We start from the raw sequence: 23,056 nt of genomic DNA, 5'->3' as shown, positions 1-23,056 counted from the left end.
TGGGATGAGACGCCCGCCGGACGCCGCTGGGCTGGGAGCCAGCCCAGCGGCATACGAGCCACCTTGGGCGTCAGGGGTTTCGCGAGATCCGGTCAGTGGACGTTGAGGTCGAAGCCGATGTACTCGGCGGCGTCCTCCGGGCTCGCGAAGAGCATCGTCTTGTCGTCGAGGTGGACCATCCGCCCGTAGTGGGTGGAGCTGATCTCCTCGAAGACGGAGCCGTCGAACTCGGTGCCGAGAGCGTCGGTCAGCTCCTCGTAGTCGAAGCTGAGCAGCGTCGGGCCGTCGACGCGGATCATCGACGGGTACTCGGTGAGCTCGACGCCCTCCTTGGTCCCCATGACCTGGGCCACGACCCGGCCGACCGGTGTGTTCATCAGGGTGACCCCGCACATGTTGGAGAACGAGGCCTCCGAACCGAACTGCATGCTCACTGGTCCAACTCCTTCGGAATGTCGAGCCCGATCTCCTCGAGCAGGGTGCGGAACTTGTCCTTGGCCGCGTCGAGGGACGTGGCGAAGGTGATGGTCTTCTCTGCGGGCTGCGACCAGATCGGCTGCAGCGCCTGCGCGGCGGCGAGGCACTTCGGGACCCACGTGGACAGCCACTGGCCGAAGAGGTCCTTGTTGGCGGCGCCGTGCTCCTCGTCACGCACGAGGAGCTGGAAGAGGTTGCGCGAGGCCGCGAGGTCCCGTGCGTAGTCGTTCTCCCCAGTGCCCACGAGCGTCGGCGTGATGTAGTCGCCGTTGCGCGCCGCAATCTGCATGACGAGCTCGCTGCGGAACAGCTGGCCGACGAGCTGCTCGAAGACGATGTTCGTCGCGAAGGTCAGCTCGGCCCAGTCGCCGACCGCCGTCAGCTCCTCGACCGTCCGGCGCGTCGGCTGCCACTCCGGCGCGTTCTGCCAGACCTCGCGGTGGGCCGCACCGTCGAAGTCGATGCCCGCCTCGGCGAGGTCCAGGTTGAACAGGGCCAGGTCCTGCGCGAAGCGCATCTTGTGTGCCGCCGCGACGGCGACGGCGTTGTTGATCATGTTGGTCGGGGCGGACCGCTGGATCGAGGTGAAGACGTGCAGCGCGATGCCGTTCTCCGCGTGCATCCAGGCTCCGAGGTTGCGCTGGATGAAGGCGACCCACGCGTGGTTCCAGTTCGCGTAGGCACCGGCGCGCTTGGCGTTCTCGAGGCAGAGGTTGACCTGACGGACCACCGCTGAGTTGTTGCGGTAGATCGTCTGCTCCCACTCCTCGTTGGGGTCGAGGAAGGTGTGCCAGTCGGAGGACTGGGCCTTCGTCCATTCCTTGGGGTAGCCGCCGGGCCCGCCGCCGAACCCGTAGATCCAGCCCTGGGTCAGGTGCCGGTCCGGGTCAGGCTGCACGTCGACAGTGACGTCCTCGTACATCGTGGCCCGCAGCTTGGCCGGCTTGTAGTAGTTGTACGTGCGGCTCTTCGAGCTCGGGAAGTCCAGGGCGCCGGCCTCGGAGTCCGTGAACTCGATCTTGGGGAAGCTGCGCGTCTTCTGGTCGGTGATGTCCGCCATGTCAGTCAACTCCGTTGTTGGTGTGGATGATTCGTGGATGTACAGCGTTCAGCCCGTGACGGTCACCGGGCTCGTGAACGAGTCGTGGAAGACCTGGTCACCGGGCACGCCCTGGGCCTCGAGGAAGAGCAGGGCGGCGTCGACCATGGGCGGGGGGCCGCACAGGTAGACCTCGCACTTCGCGAGCTCGTCCTCATGCCGCGCCACCACGTCGGTGACGTTGCCGGCCTCGGGGAGCAGGCCGAGCGGCAGGCGACCCTCTGGTGAGTCGGGGTCGGGCAGGGACTCCGACAGGCAGGCGACGAACTCGAAGTCGCGCAGGCCCTCGCCGAGGGCGAGGATCTCGTCGACGTAGAAGAGGTCGGCCGCTGTCCGCGCGCCGTAGTAGAAGCGCACCGGGCGGGTGCTCCCGGTCTCGTGCAGGTGCCGCAGGAGCGAGAGGATCGGGGCCATCCCCGCCCCTCCCCCGATGCACACGACGGGAAGGACGTGCCCCTCCTTGATGGTGAACGAGCCGTAGGGGCCGTTGACGTGCAGCTCGTCGCCGACCGCGAGGCCGGACGAGCCGCCGTCCAGCAGCGTCGAGAACTTCCCGCCCGGGTACTTCTTGATGAGGAACTCGACCTCCCCCGGTGTGGACTGCGTCGTCGCCATGGAGAACGAGCGGTGCTCGTCCGTCCCGGGGATGCCGATGTCGCTGTACTGACCGGGTTTGAACTCGTAGGTCGCCGGCTCGACCGCCGCCAGGCGCAACGACACGATGTCGCGCGTCATCGGCTCGATCGCGGTGATACGGGTCCGGACGTCCTGGATCGGCACCCCACCCAGCAGCTCGTCCTCGTCGAAGTTGAGCAGCTCGATGGTGCAGTCGCTGAAGGCGTGCGCCCGGCAGAGCAGGACGTAGCCCTCGTCGACCTCGGCGTCGTTGCAGGCGAACGTCGAGTAGCGCTCCATCTGGATCTCGCCGTCGAGCACGTAGCTCTTGCAGGCCGAGCACTGTCCCTCACGGCACCCGTGCATCAGGTGGATGCCCTGCCGGAAGGCAGCGTCGAGGATCTTCTCGTCCTCCCCTACCTCCATCTCGATGTCGACGGGCTCGAAGTAGATCTTGTGTGTGTCGGCCACGATGGCCTCCTCTCGATTGCGCCGGGTCCACGGGGGAGGTTGGCGGCGGGGGTTGGCGGCGCCACTCATCCCTGGAAGCGCCGCCAACCCGATCTGGCGGTGGAGCCGGGGTCGGACCACTCGAGGTCGCGTCAGGCGACCTTGGTGCCGTTCGCCCGGTACTCCGCGATGTGGGCGTCACGCTCTGCGTCGGACATCTGGTTCAGCAGCACGTTGGGGCTCATGAACGTGTTGCCCCGGATGTCGTCGAGCGTCCACATCTTCTTGGGGTCGAGGTCCAGGTGCGGCTGCCCGATGAGGGTCTTGCCGTCGTCACGGACGTAGCCGAGGTCCTGGACGATGTCGGCCAGGTCCTTGTCATGGTGCAGCGTCTCCCACTCGCGGAAGCCCGTCAGGCGGCCCATGTTCGGCGTCTCACGGCCTTCGTACTCGGAGCGGAACGCGACCGCGTCGGTCCAGTAGCAGGTCTCGGAGCAGTAGGTGCGCCACTGGTCGTCGACCTTCTCGACGACGATGTCCTCGCGGATGAGGGCCGGCACCATGCACGTCCAGCACCGGTGCGGGTACTGGTAGCCCACGTCCTCGAACGCGATGGGCTTGTTCTTGCCCGGGAAGGCGAGCCGGTTGTAGCTCTCCCACCAGGCGCCGTACTTGCTGTACCAGCCGGGGTACTTCTCCTCGAACCACTCGAAGTCCTTGTCGGTCATGGCGTCGATGCGCCAGTAGTTGACCGGCCAGCCGGTGGCGAAGAAGCGGGCGACCTCGTGCACGTATCCCTTGTTCGTGATCCGGTTCCAGGCCTCCTCGACGAGGTCGTGCGGGATCGTCAGGCCGTACTTCTCGAGGGGGAGCAGGTAGCTGCGGTAGTAGTCGTCGTAGATCCAGCGCCGCCACATCTCGGCGTAGCTCTCTCGGTCCTTGCGGCGGTCCTTCGTGCCGTACTCGATGAAGGTGCCGATCGCGGCGTCGACGACGCAGTGGTTGTTCCACCACGCGTACCGCAGGTCGCGTTCCAGGAGTGGGCGGTTCCGCTCGTCGGCGAGGGCCATGAGCAGAATCGAGTAGCCGTTCGAGATGTGCCGTGACTCGTCGGACTGGACGGAGTGGAAGACCGTCGGCAGCAGGTAGTCGCCGTTGGCCGCGGCCTCGTCGGGCATCGCCACGAAGAGGGTGTTGGTGAAGGCTGTCTCGGCGACCACGGTCAGGTAGATGTTGGCCGCCGTGATGGCGTCGCCGGTGATGAACCCCTCACCGAACTGGCGGCCGATCGTGCCGGCGTAGTTGTTCGCGAAGGCCTTCTCGGTCATGTCGAAACCGGCCGGGTCGATGTACTGGTTCATGTACAGCTTCTTGAGGTTCATCTGGATCGTCGAGTGACGAACCTCGTCGATCATCTGGACCGCGAGCCCGTTGTGGATCTCCGGGTTGGGCACGGCGTCGATCGCCATCGGCATCGCTCGTGCAGCGGAGATCTCGGGGAACGGGATGATCGACAGGAACAGCTTCTGCCACTCGAGCCAGCGCTGCTGGACCTGCCGGAACATGTTGCCGCGGACCGCGCCGTCCATCGCGCCGAAGACGCGGTTGTCCTTCTCCTCCTCCATCGGGAAGTAGGACCGCATGATCTGCTTGAGCGGGTCCTTCTTCGGGGCCTTCTCGAAGGTGTAGTCCGTACCGAAGCGGGTCGCGGGCGTCGCGAAGGTCGGCTCCCACGTCAGCTCGGAGATCTTCGCGTGGGCCTTCGTCAGACTCTGTCTGCTCACTCTTGCCTCCTGGTGTCGGGTCGGTCCGGCGGACCGAGCCGGTTCGGCGGATGCGTTTCGCCGTGTGCCAGGACACTCACAGGTGGGCGGCGCGGTGGATGTCTCAATCTGAGAGGCAGGGGGCCGCTCGACCGCGGGCGTCTCACTTTGAGACAGGTGCTGTGTGGGCGGTCACCAGTTCCTTGCGGTGCGCTCCGGCCAGCACGGACACTGGAGGCACCGCGTGGTGCAAGGGTGCGCCACGGGTCGTGACGGAGGTGGGTCGTGGCCGATCGTCCACGCGAGGTGGCGCTGGCGCGTGAGCACTTCATGCGCTCCGGCGTCCTGGCGGGCACGGTGCGTGACGTCGTCGGGCAGTCGTGGGAGCGCAGCACCCTGGCGGGTGTCGACCCGAGCCTGCTCACCCCGTCCTATGCCGCCGACCTGGGCGAGTCCCGCCTGAACGAGCTCGTAGGCCAGGTGATGACCCGGATGGCCGCGCAGCTCGGCGACGAGGCCGTGAGCATGATCTTCGCCGACCCCTTCGGGCGGGTCATCCACCGCATCTGCTCCGACTCCTCACTGACGGCACGCCTCGAGAAGGTGAGCCTCGCTCCGGGCTTCACCTATGCCGAGGACTCCGTCGGGACCAACGGCATCGGCACGGCCCTGCTGCTGCGGCGGCCCACGCTGATCGCCGGCGAGGAGCACTTCACCGAACCACTCATGACCTTCGCCTGTGCCGGTGTTCCGGTCGTGCACCCGGTGAGCGGTGCGCTCGTTGGCGTCCTCGACCTCACCTGCACGTCCGGGTCGTCCAACGGGCTCCTGCTCACCTATGCGCGGTCGGTCGCGAGCCGCATCGAGGAGGAGATCCTCGCCGCCGTCTCGGTCCGGGAGATGAGTCTGCTTCGCGACTACCTCGCGGCGTGCCGGCACGCGACCGGACCTGTTCTCGCCCTCGGGGACGAGATCGTCATGATGAACCGCCACGTCCAGCTGCAGCTGGACGTCGCGGACCGTACGGCGCTCGTCGCCCGGACGAGCGATGCCCTCGGGGACGACCAGCCGCACACGTTCGTCACCGACTTGCCGAGTGGGGCAGTAGCCCGGCTCGACTACCGGCCGACGTCAGTGGGCACCACCATCGTCGGCGGTGTCTTCCGGATCCAGCTCAGGGAGCCGTCCCGGACGCCGCGTGCCCTCGGTAGGGATGTGGCGGTCTCACTTCCCGGGGTGGCCGGAACGAGCCCTGAGTGGCTTCGCGCGGTGTTCCAGCTGCGAGAGTCGTACCGGAGCGGCACCTGGGTCGTCATCGACGGGGAGCCGGGAACGGGGAAGCACGCCTTGGCGCGGGGCATTCACGGTGCTGAGTCGCCCGGCCGGCACTTCCGTACCCTCGATGCTGCATCGGCTTCGGCCGACCCGGACGGCTGGCTGCGCACGCTGGAGGAGGAGCTGTCGCCCGAACCGGGCACCCTGCTCATCCGGCACCTCGACCGGCTGCCGACCGAGCTCGTCGAGGAGGTCGCCGCACTCCTCGTCGAACACTCCCACCTGGCGCACTCCGTGCACAGCCGGTGGGTCGTCGCGACGCGAAGCCCGGCGGAACGCACCGGAGCGGCAGAGGCTGTAGCGGCCCAGATCCTGCCCTGCTTCGACCGGACCGTCCTGCTCGAGCCGTTGCGGCACCGGCACGAGGACATCCGGGTCATCATCCCCGTGCTGCTCCGCGCCCTGTCGCCGCACAAGGAGCTGTCCGTCTCTGCGAGTGCGGCCAACCAGCTCGCCCGGCACCCGTGGCCAGGCAACGTCGTGCAGCTGCGCGAGACCCTCGCCAAGATCATCGCCACGAAGCGCGCCGGCACCATCGAGATGGTCGACCTCCCGCCGGAGTGCATGGCTGTCGGCCGCCGGACGCTCACGCCGCTGGAAGCCCTGGAGCGGGACGCGATCACCCGAGCCCTCGACGACCACAACGGGAACAAGGCGCTCGCCGCCGAGCACCTGGGGATGTCCAGGGCGACGATCTACCGCAAGATCCGCGGCTACAACATCGACACCCGCCGCTGAGCGACCCCGCGGCCTTCGCCCGGATGCGGTGGCGGCCAGGTGGTCCCATCGGACGGCTTGGCGCAGTCGAGGCCGAGTGGTCAGTAGTCCGAGCGTGCTGTCTCAAGATGGGACTCCTGCGGAGCCCGACCAGCGCTCCAATCGTGGGACGAGGCAACGACGCCTTCCCGAACGATCCCGGGAGCCACGATGACCGCCCAACACATCGAGGACTACGCCCTCATCGGTGACCTGCGCACGGCCGCACTCGTCGGCAGAGACGGGTCCATCGACTGGCTCAGCCTCCCCCGCTTCGACTCACCAGCGGTCTTCGCCAACCTGCTGGGCGACGAGACCAACGGGCACTGGCTCATCACACCGAACGGGCAGGACCGCTGCACCCGCCGGCAGTACCGCGCCGGCACCCTCGTCCTGGAGACGGAGTGGAGCACCGACGACGGCACCGTCCGGGTCATCGACCTCATGTCCCCGACAGCGGTGGAATCGCAGGTGACCCGCGTGGTCGAGGGGTTGGACGGTCAGGTCGAGATGCACATGGCGCTCACGCCGCGGATGGACTACGGCAGCATCACGCCGATGCTCAGCAGTCGCAACGGGCACGTGGTGGCAGTCGCTGGTCCGGACATGCTGTGGCTGCACACGACGGCGGCCGTCGACCAGGCCGCCGGCAGCTGGGTCAGCGACTTCACCATCACGGCCGGACAACGGGTCTCCTTCGTCCTGACGCACACCACGTCCACACAGACCGGTGCTCCCCACGCAGACGCGGACCATGCCCTGGCAACGACGCAGACCTTCTGGCAGAACTGGGCCAGCCGCTCGACCTACACCGGTCCGTGGGCCGAGGCAGTCACCCGCTCGCTCATCACCCTCAAGGCGCTCACCTACGCACCCACCGGCGGAATCCTTGCCGCGGCCACCACCTCACTGCCCGAACAGCTCGGCGGCCTACGGAACTGGGACTACCGGTACAGCTGGCTCCGCGACGCCACGTTCACCGTCCAGGCGTTCCTGGCCACCGGCTACGTGGACGAAGCCCACGCGTGGCGGGACTGGCTGCTGCGGACCGTCGCCGCCGACCCCGAGCGGATGCAGGTCATGTACGGCATCGACGGAGCTCGGCGGCTGCCCGAGCAGGCACTGACCTGGCTCTCCGGGCACGCGGGCTCCACGCCGGTGCGCATCGGCAACGAGGCAGCCACCCAGCAGCAGAACGACGTCTGGGGCGAGGTTCTCGACGCGCTGGCTGCCACCCAGAGCGTCACCGACGCACAGTGCGACCACCACGCCGACGGTACCGACACCAAGGCAGACCCTCCCGCCGTCCACGCCGAGGCCGCGCTGCACGAGGCACTGCTCGGCCACATCGAGCGAACGTGGGCCGAACCGGACTGCAGCCTGTGGGAGGTTCGCGGCCCGCGCCGACACTTCGTGCACTCCAAGGTCATGGCGTGGGTCGGCGTCAACCGCGCCGTCGAGGCGATCGAAGAGGGCCGCACGGGTGCCACCGAGCACCAGCTCGAACGAGTTCGCCGGCTGCGCGACACCATTCGCGCCGAGGTCATTAACCGTGGGTACAGCAGAGCGCGGCAATCCTTCACCCAGTCGTACGGATCGGCGCGCCTGGACGCGTCGGTTCTGCTGCTCCCTCGGTACGGCTTCCTCCCGTGGTCGGATCACCGCATGGTGGCCACCGTCGAGGCCATCGAGCGGTACCTCACCGACGAAGGGCTGGTGCGCCGCTACGCCGTCCGCGAGAACGGAGCCAACGTCGACGGCATCCACGGCGACGAAGGGGTCTTCGTCGCCTGCTCGTTCTGGCTCGCCGACGCCCTCCACGGCATCGGCCGGACCAGCGAGGCAACGACCCTGTTCGAGCGACTGTTGTTCCTGCGCAACGACGTCGGCCTGCTGAGCGAGGAGTACGACCCGACGAGCGGACGACACCTCGGCAACACACCCCAGGCCTTCAGCCACGCCGGCCTGGTCACGACCGCGGTGCTGCTCAGTGCCGCGAGACAGCCCGCCCTCGAAAGCCAGGTCGCGGAAGGGGAACATGCGGCCTGAGGTTCGTCACCAAGTTCGCCGCGACGGCCCATGGCCACATCCGGCTCACCGAACACAGAGCTGGCGGGGGACTCGAACCCCAACCACCTGTTTACAATCTTGGCCCCTGGAAGGCCGCTCGAACCACTGCTGACCTGCGAAAACGCAGGCTGGGAACGCTGGACCGCCGCGCTTCGTGCGATCCCTGTGCGATTAGCCACGACCCGCCCTGTCCCGCCTGTCCGCCGCTTGCCGACCGGACACGTTCTCGATAGCAGAGCCTACGTCGGAGAAAGGCACGCGCCGGCGGGCGTTGCCCACCGCCGAATGACAGTCGAAGTCTTACCCACATGCCGATTTGAGTACGTGTGCTTGGACCGAACTTGCTCACCCTCGGCGGCTACGGGTAACGGCGCTGGCTCTGCTTGTAACCGCTTCGATCCGACCATCGATGCACAGTCATCTGACCACGCGCGAAGTTCCAGTCGATGAACACTGCCAGGTCAATGTCCAAGGAGAACACGATGGCTTTGTCTGGCGGCGAGGCCATCCACCATGCATCGGCTGCTGCATCCCGCACGTCCTTGTCGGCTATCGCGGCCACGCCATAGACCTTGAACTCGCCTTCAGCAGCGTCTGGGCCCGTAATCGCGCTGTGCAGTACGTACCGCGGGTCTCGTTGCAGGTCATCCGCCTTGCGCGACCATGACATCGCGCCGACAAGAAGCTGGCCGGCGACGAGATATGTCTCAATCGGACTGATCCGTGGGGACCCATCCCGACGCAGCGTGCCCAGCAACGCAACATGCGTGGAGCGAAGGCGCGCCAAGCCCAAGCGAGCGATCTCGGGGGCGCCGACCTCCAAATCCCGCCAACAAGTTGAATGGGCCATCCCCACGAGACTACTTGGCCGCGCAGCGTCGGAACTGCCGCCGACAGCGTGCGCAGCGGCCATCCGGAACTGCCGCCGTCAGCGCTCCCCAAACCTCTGCTGGGCAGCCTGACGTGAGATGTCGAGTGCAGCACCGATCACGGTCCACGAGTCGCCCGCCGCACGGGCTGCGCGGACAGCCTCACGCAGCTCCTGCTCGGCGTCCGCGAGCTGGTTTCGGGCGACTGGCCCGCGTCTTCTATCGGCTTCGGCTAGGCCCTTCTGGATCCGGCGTACTTGACGAGATAGGTCTTGGTCGTGCCGTCGGGGTCCGTAGCGGTGACGTTCACCCTCAGGGCAAGCAGGGCAGCCCGCAACGCCTTCAGGGCAACACCCACGGTTGGCTTGTAGGTTGGCCCTCGCAGGTCGCCTACTCCTCGGTGACCCAGCTGGCGACCTGGGTTCGCGAGTTCATGCCGAGCTTGCCCAGGATATTGTCGACGTGCGTCTCCACGGTGCGCTGGGAGATGGTCAGCCGCCCCGCGATCTCCTTGTTGGTCAGCCCTTCCGCCAGCAGCGCCGCGACCTCCCGCTCACGGCGGGTCAGGCCGTCGGCAGTCCCCCTTCTGGACCCGGCGCGAACCCCCGTCCGCTCGGGCTGGCCTGCTGCGTCCGCCTCTCCCAGCGCAAGGGACACCGCCTGGTCGAAGGAGTACGACGCTCCCTCAGCGAACGCCCTCTCGAACGCCTCGGACTCGAACACGCCGGAGCCGAAAGACTGACGCAGCGCCTCCTCGGACCGCCTGTCGAACACGCTGTACGCGTTGTTCTCCTCGACCTTCGAGCCGCTGGTCCGCCAGACGGCCTGGGCGGCGCCGAGCAGCCGGGCCGCCCGTTCGCCGGGGTCGGCGAAGGCGGCGCACCAGGAGAGCGCCTGGACACCGAAACTGATGCCGGTCAGGTCGTTCATCGGCTGGAACGACCTGACCGACATCCGCAGGGAACGCGTGGCACCAGCGAAGTCGCCGGCACGCCACTGCGCGATGCCGACGCTCCAGAGCGCGTAGCCCATCGATGACTGCGCGCCGTACCGCTCCGCCAATGCCAGCGCCTGCCTGCTGTAATCGTGGACTCTCGGGTCGTCGAGGAAGAAGGTGCAGGCGGAGAGCAGGATGAGCGTGTCGAACTCGCCGAGCGGGTTTCCGAGCGCCTGGAACTCCCTGCGGCCCTGCTCCAGCAGCTCGAGGGCGCCCGGCACGTCGCCCTCGTACAACCTCGCCTGCCCTCGGCACTCCTTGATGCGCGCCTGCAGCAGATGGTCGTCGAGCCCGGCAGCGATCTCCTCGCACTCGGCAAGCATCGTCGGGTTGCGGTCGATGTCCGTGGCGAACATGGCCAGATAGCTGGCCGCCCATAGCGCGTGAGCCCGGCCGCTTGTTGGTTCGGGAGCCAGCTCCAGGGCCCGGAGCAGGTACCGGTAACCCTCCCGGAGGAAGCCGGCGAACCAGAAGTTCCAGATGGGCGCGGCGATTTCGAACGCTGCGGCCGCCTCAGCCTTGTCAGCGAGGCAGAACTCCAGCGCTGCTCGGATGTTGCCGGACTCCCGGCGGAGTCGGATGAACCAGTCCGCTTGATGGCGGCCGAAGCTCTCGGCTGCGAACCGCTTGGCCAGTGATTGGTAGTAGTCCCGGTGCCGGATCCGCAGCGCCCGCACCTCTTCCGGGTTGGTGAGCCGCTCAGCGCCGTAATGCCTGATGCTCTCCAACATCTGGTACCAGGCGGTCGTGCTTTCCGTCGCCTGCCACCGTACGACGATCGATTTGTTCACCAGGCCCGCGATCAGGTTGAGGACGTCATCGCGGGAGATTCCGGCGCTGCCGCAAACCTCCTCGGCGGCCTCGAGGTGGAACCCTCCCGAGAAGACCGAGAGCCGGGCCCACATCAGTCGCTCCGCGAGCGAGCACAGGTCGTAGCTCCATCCGACGGTGGCCTCGAGCGCCTGGTGCCGGGTGGGGACGGCGGGCCGCCCCCTGGTGAGCAGCCGGAAGCGGTCCTCCACCCGTTCGAGGATCTGCGAGGGAGAGAGGATGCGCAGCCACACGGCCGCGAGCTCGATCGCCAGCGGGACGCCGTCGAGCCTTCGACACAGATCGAGTACGGCTGCCCGGTTGCCAGGCCCCATCGCGAAGTCCGGGGCCACCGCCGTGGCTCGGTCCAGGAAGAGCGCCACCGACTCGTAGTGAGTGGGGTCGTCGGCGGCGACATCCGCCTCGGGGTCCGGTGTGGACAGGGGCGGCACGGAGAGGATCTGCTCGCCCTCGACGCCGAGCACGTGCCGGCTGGTGGCGAGGATGTGCAGACCCGGGGCCGCGGCCAGCAGCTTGCCGGCCAGCACCGCGCAGGCGTCGGTGAGGTGCTCGCAGTTGTCGAGGACCACCAGGAGCCGCTTCTCCTCCAGGTACGCCGCCAGGTCGGCGGCCGGGTCGGCCGACACCTGGCGCAGCTCGAGGGTGTTGGCCACGGTGTGCGGCAACAGCTGTGGGTCCTGAAGGGCCGCGAGCTCGACAAACCACACGCCGTCCCGAAAGATGCGTCGCACCTCGGCAGCCAGTCGCAGCGCCAGGCGCGTCTTGCCGACCCCGCCGACGCCGGTCAGAGTCAGCATGCGGCCGCTCGCCAGCAGCCTCCGGGTCTCGGCCAGCTCTCGCCGCCGTCCTACGAAGCTCGTGAGCTCGGCGGGCAGCGCCCCGCGACCCGACCCCGTCCGCCTCGTCGTCGCCATACCGGACTCCGCCTCTGCGGCCTTCCCGAGACAGCCATCGAACTCCGCCTCGACAACCACGCGCGCAGTGACACGCACACCTCTCGAGCCCCAGTCTACGAGCCGAACCTCCGTCAGACCCGAGGTTTGGCGTCCGCGGGTGGTCGCGGGGTGGTCGAGGCAAGGACGCAGACGATTCGCTCGCGCCACCGTGCATCCGCCCGACGAGCCAGCCCGGCCGGCCAGGTCGCCAACACCGTCATCGGGGCGCAGGGTCCAGGGTCCGCGAGTAGAGCACCAAACCGCGGGCGTTGCGCAGCGATGCCCGGAACCGACCGTCCTCGTCGATCTTGACGTGCCCGAAGAACTGGTTGCCGTGGCGGGGGGACTGGTTGGGGTAGTCGGCCGCCTTGATGAAGTCGGCCCGTGGGCCGAAGGTCTGGTCGAGCACGTTCGGGCCGAACGTGCCCGCGGCCACGGGTCCGGCGACGAACTCCCAGAAGGGGTCGAAGTCCGCGAAGGCGGCGCGCGCCGGGTCGTAGTGGTGCGCCGCGCAGTAGTGGACATCGGCGGTGAGCCACACGATGTTGCGCACGCCGGCCCGCTTGAAGGAGCTGAGGACAGCGGCGATCTCGAGCTCCTTGCCGCGCGGCGCTCCCGGGTCGCCGTTGGAGAGCGACTCCTGGTTGACCGGGCCGTCGGGCACGACCAGGCCCAACGGGAGGTCGCTCGCGATGACCTTCCACGTGGCCCTGGATGCCGCCACCTCGCGGATGAGCCAGTCGGTCTGCTCGGTGCCGAGAATGTGGGTCTTCGCTGGCTCGAGTCCCGTCGTGTTGGGGTCCTTGTACGTGCGCATGTCGAGGCAGAACACGTCGAGGTGCCGGCCGTACGACAGCTTCCGGTAGATGCGGCCGGGGGTGCCCGCAGCCGTCCGGCGGGCGACCGAGAGCCGGTTGCTGATCGGCTGGTACTCCCACCAAGCCTGCTTCGCCCGCGCGGCGAGCACGTCGACGCGACGCTCGGTGTACCTGTCGTCGGTGAGGACCTGACCCGGGTACCAGTTGTTGTGGGTCTCGTGGTCGTCCCACTGCGCGACGACCGGGACCTCGGCGTACATGGCCCGGACGTTGTCGTCCAGGAGGTTGTAGCGGTGCCTGCCGCGGAACTCGGGAAGCGACTCCGCTACCTTCGCGACCTCCGGGATGACGATGTTGCGCCAGACCTGTCCGTCGGGCTCGACGACCTGCTCGGCGATGGGGTTGTCGGCGTAGATGGTGTCACCGGAGTGGAGGAAGAAGTCAGGGCGGGTCGCGTGCATCGCGGCATAGGCGGTGAAGCCGCCGAGGTCGGGGTTGATCCCCCACCCCTGCCCGCAAGTGTCGCCGGTCCAGACGAAGCTCGTTGCACCGGGTCCGGCGGGGGCGGTCCTGAAACGGAGGTCAGCCTGTTCGCCGAGGTGCCCGTCCTCGTTCTCGAAGGCGAGCGTGACGGTGTGCTCGCGGCCGGGAGCGAGCCCTTCGAGATCGAGCTTCGCCGTGAGGTCGGTGTCGGGTGTGGCGAGGGGGCCACTGATCCGCAGCCTGGAGCCACCCGCGCCATGGACCACGGCCACGAGACGGCCTGGCCGGTCCGAGCGCCCCCAGACGGTCGCCGCGGTGGCGGTGACATCGCCCGACATGACTCCGGATGTCAGGGCTGGTCGTCCGGCCACGACCAGCGCGGGCGAGGCCCACGCCCCGGCCGTTCGGGACAGACCGAGCAGGCCCGCGCCGGCCGCGGCGCCGAGGACAAAAGTGCGGCGGTTCAGTTCACTCATGGCCACCACGCTGCACGGCGGTGGTGGACGCCGGGCAACCGCCAGACGCCGGTTCGGCGAAACCCTGGTTCACGCGCCGCGCATGGCGAGCGCTCGTCGACTCCGCGTCAAGGCCCCATGTGAAGGCCCCATGTGATGGCCCCATGTGGAGGCCCCGTGTGGAGACCGGAGCCCGGGATAGGTACGCAGTCCGGGATAGGTACGGAGGGGTGCGCTCCCTCGGGGAGACGCCGGTCTGCTGCACCTCGAGCGCGAGCAGGTAGAGCTTGGTGTTGGTGCGCATCGAGGCCTCGCGCAACAGGTCGAACGCCTCTTCCCTGCACACCTTGTGCATCGCCATGATGATGCCCACGGCGGCGCCGATGTCCCGGCTGTGGTGCAAGGCCAGGTGCAGGCGGGCGATCTCGTGGTTTCCTTTGCGAGGTTTGTCCGATTCGGCAACCTGCGCTGCTGCCGCGTGGGACGCTGCGGACGTCGGCGCGCGATCCCACCTCGCGGGTCGACGCCTTGCGTCCGCAACGCCAGGCGGCCCGGTCGGACCGTTAGCTCCCTCCCCCTCTAGCGGCGGTCTGACCGAGCCTTCGGGTCATCTGGCACCGGCGGGCACGGGTGTCGGATTCTGGTCCGTCTCTGTCCGTCACAGCTTGTGCCGAGTCGCTCTGGTCCGTCTAGGTCCGTTGCCAGGGCGGCCTATAACTGTCTCCGACTGTCCCGCGCCTTCTCGGCATCACCTCAGGTCAGGGCGTTGTCCAGCACGACCCGCGGTGAGATGGAGGATGAGCCGGCCGATAGGCCGGGGATTTCGGCGGGCCGATCGATCCGTGCTGCCGGTGTTGCCCCGAGCTCGTGACCTGCAGAGACGCAAAGCTGGTTCTCTTGGGCAACGTGTCCAGCGGCCGTTTCCGGTCCTGTTGCAGACCTTTTGCGGACTGAGGATCTCGCGGTTACAGCGATCTGGTTTGTAGTGGCGCTTGGGGTCCAACCCTGGGTGGAGCTGGTCCGCGCCCACGCCTTCGAGGTCTGTGCCAGCGCGCTCCGGCGGGTCCTTGTTGTCGTTGACGCTCGTAGGGGCGCGGCTCGGACGTCTGCGAACGAGCGTGACTGTGCCCGAACGAAACTCGAATGAGACAGGGCCAGATGACACGTGGCGCTGCTTCGATGGCGGCAACCGTCGACGTGCCGGGCACGGACCCGCACCCGGGCACGTCGAAGGGTGGCCCGCTGGAGCGCAGTTGATGCGGGAGGCGTACGTCGAAGGTGGAAGGACCCGACAGCGGTTGGGCCGCCGTCTAACGGACGACGAGATACTGAAGATCGACGAGAAATATCACCGGTGGGTTGCTGCGCTGACCCAGAACGTGCGCTACTGCCGGAGGGTCGGCCCCAAGGAGACCCCGTTCGAAGACCTCACAGCTGACGCCTGGGAGAACATCGAGACGACCGCGACGCGCAACGGCTGGCCGGTCCCGCCTAGCAAGATCGAGGGGCTGGAGCCGTACGTGCCGAAGAAGGCCGACTTTTCATAGCGAGGAGAAGCGCTGCAACGGCGTCGGCGAGGTGGCCACGAACTCATCTTCCCTCTCAGCTGACGCTCGCTCATGCCGCCCTGAGGGCACGGCGCGGTGGCCGGTTAACGGTCGTTTTGAGGCGAGCCACGCGGGGCCGGAACGTAAGGTGTGGCCATGGGGTGGGAGGCACTCGGGCAGTGGGGTGAAGACACCGCTCGCATCGAACCGCTCGCTGGCGGAGTCGCCAACGACGTGTGGAGCGTGCGCGTCAACGGGCACCTCGCGGTCGGTCGTCTGGGCGCCAGGAGCGACGCTGATCTCGCGTGGGAGACCGAGCTCCTCCAACACCTCGACCGTGAAGGTCTGACCGTGCCGGTGCCGATCCCGACTACAGACGGCCGGCTGTTCGCCGACGGTCTGGTGGTGATGACCTACCTGGATGGCGGACCGCCCGAGACGCAGGCCGACTGGCGTCGCGTGGCTGGCACGCTCCGCGAGCTGCATCGGTTGACGCAGGGCTGGCCGCAGCGCCCAGGCTGGCGATCGTCGACCGACCTCCTGCACGCGAAGACCGGGACGAAGATCGACCTCGGCGCGATGCCTCCTGAGAGCGTTGCTCGATGCCGCGCAGCCTGGGCGCGGCTCACCGGACGTCAGACATGCGTCGTCCACGGCAACCCCAACAACCCTGGCAACGTCCGCATGACCGCGAATCAGATCGCGCTGATCGACTGGGACGAGTCGCACGTCGACGTCCCCGACCTCGACCTGGTGCTGCCCAACAACGCCGCCGGCCTCGACGACGGCGCGTACGACATCGCCACGCAAGCGTCGGCCGCGTGGGAAGCCGCCGTCTGCTGGGACGACGAGTACGCAGTCAGGCGGCTCGCCGAAGTTCGAGCGGTCTGAGAGCGCGTTCGAGGAGTGGGGCTGTTGGCGGTCGAGTGCACACATCTGCCGCTCTCCGCGAGCGGTCGTGCCGAGGTGGTTGCCAGCGGACGGCGGCCCCCGCTCGTGACGGGCATACATACTCAGGGCGTGAGAGAAAGCGCGGGCTTGAGCTTGTTCGTACCGCAGTTGCCCCGACTGCGGTATGTGTTGACCGGATGGGGCGTTCTGTTCGCGGGCATCTTCGGTTCTGTCAGTGTCGCCAATGCGCGTGACGACGCCGGCGCCGCCACGGTGACGGCTCTGTTCGCCGTCCTCGGTTTGTGGCTGGCGTGGCGATGGTGGCGGCTGGGGGTCGCTATCGGCCGGCGGTCGGTCGTCTTTCGAGACGTGGCTCCCTCGCGCAAATTTCCTCGCGAGGCGGTCGAGGCTGTCGCCGCCGTGACGCGTAGGACGCCACTGTGGCGGCGAATACTCATGGGCGACTGGGTGATGACTCACGAGCTGGTCGTGTACACGACTGAGGGAGCGCCAAGCCGGCGTGTGGGCATGCAGTTCAGTTCCCGTGAGGCCGCCGCGTTCTTCGCTGGTCAGGTCAACGCGGCGCTGACCGACTCTGCCAGGTCGGTTCCGTGAGCTGAAAAGCTAGGGCCGCCCGTGCGGGTCTAAAAGGTCTGTTGGCGGAACATCCGGATTTGCCGCTCTGCGGGCGAACGCCCGACCATGCCGCTACCTGTGCGTGGTCTGCAAGTTCTGACTCGCGGTACCCGGCCCCCCATCTCGGCCAATCGAAGTCCAACCCGGCCGATATCGACGATGCACCGACGAGTCAATGACAGCCATGAATGCGCCATCAGGGCTCTCGTTTCCCCGCGTCTTGAGCGGAGTCACGTTCCTCGCGCCGCCCACGTTCCCATGAGATCGCCAGGCAGGCGGCCCCGATCAACCAGCTCTGCGTTGCAGAGGCGTCCGGGAACAGAGTTTCCCTGACTGCGCCCAAAAGAAGGCCGATGGCCATTCCCGCCCAGAGTCGTTCGAAGTGCACTAGAAGTCCCTCTCAGCCGCTCGACGCTCCCGAACCTAGCGGCACGACGAGGCCCACTCCTGCCAAGTCCTTCCACCCCATCCGAATATGCCGCCGGTCGCGCGGTCGAGCACTAGGTAGGGAGGGCCGACGACCTACGCTGTGGTTGTGCCCAACACCTTGGCGAAGGAGATGCGACTTCACATGGCGGAGCCCTTTCCCGACTCTGTGGAGAAGGGCCTTGACTACGGCGAGGTGGACGCCGTCACGATCGGGGCCGACATCTACGGCTGGGCGACCCGGGCTGGGTCGCTGTCCGTACTCGAGCGGAGTCGTCTAGCCCAGGCCGCCGAAGAGCTGAAGCGTTCCATGGAAGCTTTTCCGCCGGACGCCCAGCCTTACTTCAAACGCGTCTTACGGATCGCTCGCTTGGCGCTAGCCGTCTGAGCGAAGCTCGTCCTGATTAGCCCGGCGATTACCGCTCATGCCGCGGAGAGCGCGGGCTTCGCCCGTCTCAGAAGTCCCCATCCGTGAGTCCGAGCTCGTCCCACTTGGCGGCGGCTTCCTCGCGGTCCAACCATGCAAGGTCGAACACGCAGGGGTCTCCAGATACGGAGTAGCGGAAGGGAAATCCGAGGATGCGGCGCTCTTTGTCGACGCTCGGACCGCTGTATTCGAGCTTGCCGGCATCGAGTTCGCGAACCGTCCACCAGCCCGGGCCGTAGTCCTCGAATCGGGGTTCCCTGCGGCCATCCAGCCAGATGACCCGAAACCACGGCCACGGCCCCTTCGAGGGGAAGGTCATCCGGCTAACGACACAGGCGAGGTGCCCGCGAAGTTCGCCGTCAACTGACAGGGTTCCAAGCCCGTGGTCGTAGGCGCGCAACTCCGGGTCAGGCAGGGAGTAGGAGTCCTCTCGCGCAGCCATGGGAGGGATTGTCGCCTACACGACACAGGTCTGGCTCGGTTTCACTGTCATGCCGCAGGCCGGTAGGCATACTTGCCCGGAGTCGCGCACTTGTCCGAACGTCTCGTTCTGGCTAACCCACCCCCTCAATGGCCTCACCCTGGTGCTCATCGGTTGGGTAGCGTGGCCTCTGATCGGAGCGAGCACCGACGGCTTGAAAGACCATCCGGGCATCTTCTTCCCCCTTGGCATGCTGGCCGTCCCTGTAGTTGCCTTCCTCTGGGCTTGGCCCACACGGCTGGCCCTCACCCAGGAGGCCCTGACCGTCAGCCGCGTGCTGCGACACGACGAGACGCTGCTCATCCGCGACATCACGACGATCAGCGCCGGCTACATGCCCAAAGCCGGCCCTCGCGTTTGGATCACCGGCCCTCCGCGGCGTGACATCGAGATACCGCCGGGCTCGTTTGAGGCAGACCTCCTGCTTCGCCGCCTCGGCCGCCGCCTCGAGCAGCTCGATATGACACGGGTCATCGCTGACGAGAAGACACGTCGCGTCCTGGGCATCCCCGGTGGTGGGCTACGCGACCCGTGGACCCCGCACCGTGACCACCTGCCGTGCCCTAACTGCGACCACCCGGACTACGAACACCCCGGCAGCCCCGTCCCGGCCGCAGTCAAAGGCGCCTGCGCCGAGTGCCTGTACGCCCAGAAGAGGATGCCCCGACGCAACCGTCGCGATCCTTGCCGGCGGCAGTACGGCTCGTGGTAGCGCTCAAGCTCAGACGTCCGCTATTGCCGCAGATGGTTCGGCCGTGATGTGCACGAGGAGCTACGAAGAGCTGCCTGCTCGCACGAATCGGGCTTGGTCCACGGCGATTGCCATGAACAGCATGCACCCCAGCCACAACCAGGGATCGCCGACGATGGCGAGCGCAGCGCAACCAATACCTGCAAGCGCGCACATCACCAGATCGGCAAGGAGGTCGCTCCTGCCCGTCCGGCGAATCTGCGCTACGTCCAGACGAGCTAACGCCGACGCGTACACGCAGCGGCCCAGGGCCATCCACGAGACGCCCGTCGCGGCTACAACGAAGAAGTGCAGATTCTCTGACAGCGGGACCTCGAAGCCCCGCAGCGTGGTGACGACCGCCACCGTCAATGCCGCGATCACAGCGCCCCACGCCGCGACCCGTTCCTTGGTGATCGGGATTGGATCTTCGATCGCGGATCTGCACGCCACCTGACAACCATTACCGGTTCCCCTGCACGCATGGATCGTAGAGGCGCTCCGCTACGACTAGCAGAGAAACGCATGAGGTAGTTGACCGACGTCCGATCATGCCGCTCTCCGGGAGTTCGATGCCGGCTTCGGTCGCGCCCTCGGGAAGGCGCAATCACTGGGTCCTTGACCACCAGCCTGCGTGGGAAGCCCGCTCCCATTCGTCCGCGTCAGGGACAAGTAGCCCCGGGTAAATGCCAGTCGACTCGTCGTACCCGAAGCCCACGCCCCAGCTGACCGGCTCCTCTTCCAGCCCGCGGAACGAGACCAGGATGTGATGCCGGTTCTGCACCTCACGAATCACTCCGGGATGGTGCGGCATGAGGACGTGGCCCAGGCGGCGACGTTCCGGGTCGAGGACGTCACCTTCATCCTGGCCCCCCGCGTACAAGACGGAGAGCCCGACTGAGAGGTCGTTGATGGAGAGCGATCGCATGCCGGCGACTTTCGCACGGGAGTTGCTGCGCCGGGCGCGCAACACCCAGGACTTCCGCTCATGCCGCATGGGGCGGGTTCCGCACTTGCCGGCGCGGCCTGAAATGTTCACGCATCCTTGGCGCACGGTCTGTCACGCTCTGAACCATGGTCCAGTCCGGTCGCTCAGCCGAGTACCTCCAGCCGTCGGGGTGGCGGCGGCGCGGCCGTCGCCGCTCATGGCTCAGGACTGCGAGGCTGAACGTCGTCGGATGGTCGGCGCTACTGGGCGTGCCTCGTTGTAGCCGCACTGGGAATCGCGACGACGACCGCTCTTGTCTGGCCACGCGCACTTGGCGCCGCCGGCGCAGTCATCCCGGTGGCGGCGGTCGTCTTCGCGGATCGAAGACGCTGGGCGCAGATGGAGACGAGCGTCGATTGGGGCGGCTCGGTGGAGGCGGTTGCTCGAATCGCCGACGAGCTCGAGTCAGAGGGGGTCCACGCACGTGTCCGTTCGGACGCCGGGTCGCCGTGGCGCGTCGGTGCGGATCCTCCTCCCGAGTCGGCGGAAGCCACAACCGCAGCCCTCGAATACCGCAACGGGGATCTTGATGTGGTGAGGAAGAAGCTGCGCGAGCACGGCGTCCGTCCACCGGCTCTGCCTTGAACCGCCGCGGGGTGCCGATGTCGCGGCGGAGTGACGCACTTGGGATCCGGTCGCCAAGCAATGCCTACCTCGCCAAGCTCCAAGGTTTTTTTGCGTCTTGGGCTGGGTGGCTTTTCCCTTTGCTTGCTGGGCATGACTGAAACCGTTTGGAATACTGATCGGTTCCTCACCGATGAAGGTGAGGCGAGCGGGTGACGGGCTGAGATCTCAGGGCTTCAAGATCATCGTGTGGCCGCTTTGGGGCTTACCTCGGAGACCCCCTGGAGGGCCGCGTCGGTGTCCGCGGTGGCCAGCATCCTGTTGATGTCGGCGCCGGCCAGTGCGCCGGCCGCTGCGGAGGCCCCGACCTGGGCTACCAGATCGGTGGCGTTGCCGGCCACCCACACACCCGGCACCTCGGTGGTGCCGGCCACGCCGGAGGCGAATCCGCGGCCCTTGTTCGGCAGGTCCTGCACCGGCAGGTGCAGACCTTCCAGGCCTTGGGCGCGGATCTGCAGCTGCGGGAGGACCGCGAGGACGCGGCGGGCCACGACCTGGCCGTCGTCCAGGCGCACCCCGGCGAGGGCACCGTGCTCGTCGTTGACGACCTCGGTGACCGGGGTGTCGATGACGCGGATGCCCCGGGCAGCGAAGCGGGCGCGGCTGTCCTCATCCAGGTCAGTGCCGTGGGTGAAGTAGGTCAGGTCCTCGGTCAGCTGACGGTACAGAAACGCGTGGCCGATGGAGACCGGGCCGGTGGCGAGGATGCCGATGGGCTCATCACGCACCTCCCAGCCGTGGCAGTACGGGCAGTGCACCACGCTGTGCCCCCAGTGCTCGGCGAGCCCGGGCACCTCCGGCAGCACATCCGTGAGGCCGGTGGCCACCAGGATGCGGCGGGCGGTGATGCTGCGGCCCTCGGCCAGGGTGACGGTGAACCGCAGGTCCCCGTCCGCCGACGGGGCGGCAGACTCGGCCGCGACCACCTCGCCGAACACGACGCGTCCGCCGTACTGGCGCACCTGCTCCCGGCCCCGTCGTAGGATCTCGGACGGCGGGGTGCCGTCCAGGGCGATGAGGCCGTGCACGGCCTCCGCGGGCGCGTTGCGCGGGGAGCCGCTGTCGATCACGACGACCGAGCGGCGGGAGCGGGCGAGGATCAGTGCACCGTTCAGCCCTGCGGCGCCCCCGCCGATCACCGCCGCGTCGATGGTCCCATCGGCCAGTGCGTCGCTCTCGTACGGAGGAGTCGTCGCAGCCATGGTCTCCTGCCCTTCATTTTCAGTCATGGTTCGGTCAGCCCTTCGCGTTCTGGGTGGCTCATCCCGGTGGTCTCGCCGCGAGGGTCGCGTGATGCGCTACTCGGCCCATGCCGCGATCCGTTCCGCGAGCGGTCGGACGAGAGATTCTGATGCTGGCTTCGGTGTCTCTGGTTGTGGACATGCGCGTCCCCCTCTGGCGCCGGGTGTCCTGCGGGGTCAACCGGCCAGTCGGTTGAGCTTGCGGACTTGTCTGTCGAAGGCGCGCGAGGGCACGATCCGGCGCAGGAGGCTGACCCGTGCGGCCATCGAGCCGGCGGTGTAGCGGAGCTTGGGCTTGGCATCGGTGGAGGCCGCGACGATCACCTTCGCGACAACGGCCGGGTCGTCGGCGTTGCGCACGGCCCTGGCCAGCACGTCTCGGGAGACCTCCCGCTGTGCGGCGTAGATCGGCAGGGGCGAGTCGGGTGCCAGGCTGCTCGCCTCGAAACTCGTGCTGGTGTACGCCGGCTCGACCAGCAGCATCCGGATGCCGTGCTCGCGAAGCTCATGGTCGACGGACTCGGAGTAGCCCTCGACCGCATGCTTGGTGGCGGCGTAGACAGCCATGAAGGGAGCTGGGATCAGACCGAGTACCGAGGAGACATCATTGACCACGCGGCCACTGCCCTGAGCGCGCATGTGGGGCAGCACTGCGTTGGTCATCCGCATCAGGCCGAAGACGTTGATGTCGAAGACCGCCTTGGTCTGGTCTACCGAGCTCTCCTCACCGGCACCGACCGCGCCCACGCCAGCGTTGTTGACCAGGACGTCGATCCGACCGAACTGCCCGATCACCTCCTCGACCAGGGAGCGGACCGACTCGTCGCTGGCCACGTCGAGATCGAGGAACGTCACCCCGGCGAGCGGTGCGGCGTTCGCCGCGTTGCGGCTCGTGCCGACCACCGCGAAGCCGGCGTCCACGAGGGCGAGCGCTGCCGCCCGCCCGATCCCGGACGACGCGCCCGTCACGAGGGCCACTGGGGGAGCTGTCTGCATGTTGGTTCCTTCGGTTGTGGCATGACTTTGTCGTGCGCTGTGCGGGGTCGCCTGTGTTCAGGTCGACACGGTCCGCACCGGTCCTGCAGGCCCGGACCAAGGCCTGTCCGGTGAGC

The 23,056-nt window shown here is 67.6% G+C and carries 22 protein-coding genes; 8 read left to right on the top strand and 14 right to left on the bottom strand.

Features of this window, described 5'->3' with window-relative positions; translation table 11 throughout:
- Positions 1-92: 92 nt before the first annotated feature.
- The 4 genes from mimD to ACR9ZK_RS07400 form a co-directional block, all read right to left on the bottom strand.
- The gene (gene mimD, locus ACR9ZK_RS07415; protein ID WP_481341263.1) at positions 93-428 is read right to left on the bottom strand and encodes a propane 2-monooxygenase effector subunit MimD; all 336 of its coding nucleotides are present in this window, start codon (positions 426-428) and stop codon (positions 93-95) included.
- Between the two features lie 2 nt (positions 429-430).
- The gene (locus ACR9ZK_RS07410; RefSeq protein ID WP_481341251.1) at positions 431-1,537 is read right to left on the bottom strand and encodes a ferritin family protein; all 1,107 of its coding nucleotides are present in this window, start codon (positions 1,535-1,537) and stop codon (positions 431-433) included.
- A gap of 48 nt (positions 1,538-1,585) precedes the next feature.
- The gene (locus ACR9ZK_RS07405; RefSeq protein WP_481341250.1) at positions 1,586-2,662 is read right to left on the bottom strand and encodes a 2Fe-2S iron-sulfur cluster-binding protein; all 1,077 of its coding nucleotides are present in this window, start codon (positions 2,660-2,662) and stop codon (positions 1,586-1,588) included.
- A gap of 131 nt (positions 2,663-2,793) precedes the next feature.
- Complete coding sequence (locus ACR9ZK_RS07400; RefSeq protein WP_481341249.1) at positions 2,794-4,425, bottom strand: ferritin family protein; 1,632 nt, start codon at positions 4,423-4,425, stop codon at positions 2,794-2,796.
- 264 nt (positions 4,426-4,689) lie between these two features.
- Between ACR9ZK_RS07400 and ACR9ZK_RS07395 the strand changes: the two genes are divergently transcribed.
- Positions 4,690-6,477, top strand: a complete 1,788-nt coding sequence (locus tag ACR9ZK_RS07395; RefSeq protein ID WP_481341248.1) for a sigma-54-dependent Fis family transcriptional regulator — start codon at positions 4,690-4,692, stop codon at positions 6,475-6,477.
- Positions 6,478-6,666: 189 nt separating this feature from the next.
- The gene (locus ACR9ZK_RS07390) at positions 6,667-8,544 is read left to right on the top strand and encodes a glycoside hydrolase family 15 protein (protein ID WP_481341247.1); all 1,878 of its coding nucleotides are present in this window, start codon (positions 6,667-6,669) and stop codon (positions 8,542-8,544) included.
- Positions 8,545-8,923: 379 nt separating this feature from the next.
- Here ACR9ZK_RS07390 and ACR9ZK_RS07385 read toward each other — a convergent pair whose 3' ends face one another.
- From ACR9ZK_RS07385 to ACR9ZK_RS07365, 5 genes are all read right to left on the bottom strand, one after another.
- Positions 8,924-9,415: a pyridoxamine 5'-phosphate oxidase family protein gene (locus ACR9ZK_RS07385; RefSeq protein ID WP_481341246.1), complete on the bottom strand. Its 492-nt coding sequence runs from the start codon at positions 9,413-9,415 to the stop codon at positions 8,924-8,926.
- 251 nt (positions 9,416-9,666) lie between these two features.
- Entirely contained in the window at positions 9,667-9,792 is a 126-nt protein-coding gene (locus tag ACR9ZK_RS07380; protein ID WP_481341245.1) for a hypothetical protein, read from the bottom strand.
- A 32-nt stretch (positions 9,793-9,824) separates the two neighbouring features.
- On the bottom strand, positions 9,825-12,059 hold the full coding sequence (locus ACR9ZK_RS07375; protein WP_481341244.1) for a helix-turn-helix transcriptional regulator: 2,235 nt from the start codon (positions 12,057-12,059) through the stop codon (positions 9,825-9,827).
- A 355-nt stretch (positions 12,060-12,414) separates the two neighbouring features.
- On the bottom strand, positions 12,415-13,974 hold the full coding sequence (locus ACR9ZK_RS07370) for an alkaline phosphatase D family protein (protein ID WP_481341243.1): 1,560 nt from the start codon (positions 13,972-13,974) through the stop codon (positions 12,415-12,417).
- Positions 13,967-14,362 (bottom strand): ANTAR domain-containing protein, encoded by a 396-nt coding sequence (locus ACR9ZK_RS07365; RefSeq protein ID WP_481341262.1) that lies wholly within the window; start codon positions 14,360-14,362, stop codon positions 13,967-13,969. Before ACR9ZK_RS07365 ends, ACR9ZK_RS07370 begins: the two co-directional genes overlap by 8 nt.
- A gap of 847 nt (positions 14,363-15,209) precedes the next feature.
- On the opposite strand from ACR9ZK_RS07365, the gene ACR9ZK_RS07360 reads away from it, so the two are divergent.
- The 4 genes from ACR9ZK_RS07360 to ACR9ZK_RS07345 all read left to right on the top strand — a co-directional run bounded on the left by ACR9ZK_RS07360 (position 15,210) and on the right by ACR9ZK_RS07345 (position 17,841).
- A complete protein-coding gene (locus ACR9ZK_RS07360) occupies positions 15,210-15,500 on the top strand; it encodes a hypothetical protein (protein WP_481341242.1) in 291 nt (96 codons plus the stop codon).
- 156 nt (positions 15,501-15,656) lie between these two features.
- Positions 15,657-16,391, top strand: a complete 735-nt coding sequence (locus ACR9ZK_RS07355) for a phosphotransferase enzyme family protein (RefSeq protein WP_481341241.1) — start codon at positions 15,657-15,659, stop codon at positions 16,389-16,391.
- Between the two features lie 129 nt (positions 16,392-16,520).
- A complete protein-coding gene (locus ACR9ZK_RS07350; protein WP_481341240.1) occupies positions 16,521-17,006 on the top strand; it encodes a hypothetical protein in 486 nt (161 codons plus the stop codon).
- Positions 17,007-17,562: 556 nt separating this feature from the next.
- A complete protein-coding gene (locus ACR9ZK_RS07345) occupies positions 17,563-17,841 on the top strand; it encodes a hypothetical protein (RefSeq protein ID WP_481341239.1) in 279 nt (92 codons plus the stop codon).
- A gap of 67 nt (positions 17,842-17,908) precedes the next feature.
- On the opposite strand, the gene ACR9ZK_RS07340 is transcribed toward ACR9ZK_RS07345, so the two are convergent.
- Positions 17,909-18,322, bottom strand: a complete 414-nt coding sequence (locus ACR9ZK_RS07340; protein ID WP_481341238.1) for a hypothetical protein — start codon at positions 18,320-18,322, stop codon at positions 17,909-17,911.
- Between ACR9ZK_RS07340 and ACR9ZK_RS07335 the strand changes: the two genes are divergently transcribed.
- Positions 18,321-19,073, top strand: coding sequence for a hypothetical protein (locus ACR9ZK_RS07335; protein WP_481341237.1), 753 nt, complete (start codon positions 18,321-18,323; stop codon positions 19,071-19,073). The genes ACR9ZK_RS07340 and ACR9ZK_RS07335 overlap by 2 nt on opposite strands.
- 60 nt (positions 19,074-19,133) lie before the next feature.
- On the opposite strand, the gene ACR9ZK_RS07330 is transcribed toward ACR9ZK_RS07335, so the two are convergent.
- Positions 19,134-19,544: a hypothetical protein gene (locus tag ACR9ZK_RS07330; protein WP_481341236.1), complete on the bottom strand. Its 411-nt coding sequence runs from the start codon at positions 19,542-19,544 to the stop codon at positions 19,134-19,136.
- A 154-nt stretch (positions 19,545-19,698) separates the two neighbouring features.
- Entirely contained in the window at positions 19,699-20,130 is a 432-nt protein-coding gene (locus ACR9ZK_RS07325; protein WP_481341235.1) for a hypothetical protein, read from the bottom strand.
- Positions 20,131-20,376: 246 nt separating this feature from the next.
- On the opposite strand from ACR9ZK_RS07325, the gene ACR9ZK_RS07320 reads away from it, so the two are divergent.
- Positions 20,377-20,664: a hypothetical protein gene (locus ACR9ZK_RS07320; protein ID WP_481341234.1), complete on the top strand. Its 288-nt coding sequence runs from the start codon at positions 20,377-20,379 to the stop codon at positions 20,662-20,664.
- Positions 20,665-20,885: 221 nt separating this feature from the next.
- Here the strand turns inward: ACR9ZK_RS07320 and ACR9ZK_RS07315 are convergent, their stop codons facing one another.
- Positions 20,886-21,905, bottom strand: a complete 1,020-nt coding sequence (locus ACR9ZK_RS07315; RefSeq protein WP_481341233.1) for an NAD(P)/FAD-dependent oxidoreductase — start codon at positions 21,903-21,905, stop codon at positions 20,886-20,888.
- A 216-nt stretch (positions 21,906-22,121) separates the two neighbouring features.
- On the bottom strand, positions 22,122-22,940 hold the full coding sequence (locus tag ACR9ZK_RS07310) for an oxidoreductase (RefSeq protein WP_481341232.1): 819 nt from the start codon (positions 22,938-22,940) through the stop codon (positions 22,122-22,124).
- Positions 22,941-23,056: the final 116 nt, after the last annotated feature.

It is taken from the genome of Monashia sp. HAY1-5C (assembly GCF_056755255.1).
This window is presented reverse-complemented; position numbering and strand designations above follow the sequence as displayed.